Origin of the sequence: Bacillus sanguinis (assembly GCF_018332475.1) — a bacterium.
GTDB classification, from domain to species: Bacteria; Bacillota; Bacilli; order Bacillales; family Bacillaceae_G; genus Bacillus_A; species Bacillus_A sanguinis.
This window is the reverse complement of sequence record NZ_BOQB01000681.1, coordinates 1-430: the sequence shown is the minus strand read 5'-3', so window position 1 is coordinate 430 and position 430 is coordinate 1. Positions and strand designations below refer to the sequence as shown.

The following is a 430-nucleotide window of genomic DNA, read 5'->3' as shown; positions in this document are numbered from 1 at the left end:
ATGCTAAGCATAAGTTTACCAATAAAATAAAAAAAACAAAGTCTGAAAATTTATGTAAAATAATGGTATAATTTAATTGAATATAAAGAAAAAGGAAACCTGTTTTTATCAGTGTTACCTTATCCAAGACTAAATTTTACCCATACATCATTTTTTTGATGTAGCTCTTGAAGATAAAAACTGTTTAATTTTCAAGGAACAGTTATTAACTTAAAACTTATTATACGAGGAGGGTGTATCATGAAAAAAATATGCTTTGTATTAATTGTCGACGCTGGTATAAATTATGGTTCAATATTTTCTCTACCATTTTTAAGGAATCAGGATGATTTGAAGGAATATTTTTCTAAGTATTATGATGTTTCAATTAATTATATTAGGGATAAAAACTCAGTTGACTATTTGGTAGTTCCCAAACCGTGTCCACCTT

1 pseudogene is annotated in these 430 nt (G+C 26.7%); it reads left to right on the top strand.

What is annotated here, in order from left to right:
• Positions 1-240: 240 nt before the first annotated feature.
• Positions 241-430 (top strand): annotated as a pseudogene (locus KI369_RS29190) (hypothetical protein); the annotation flags it as partial.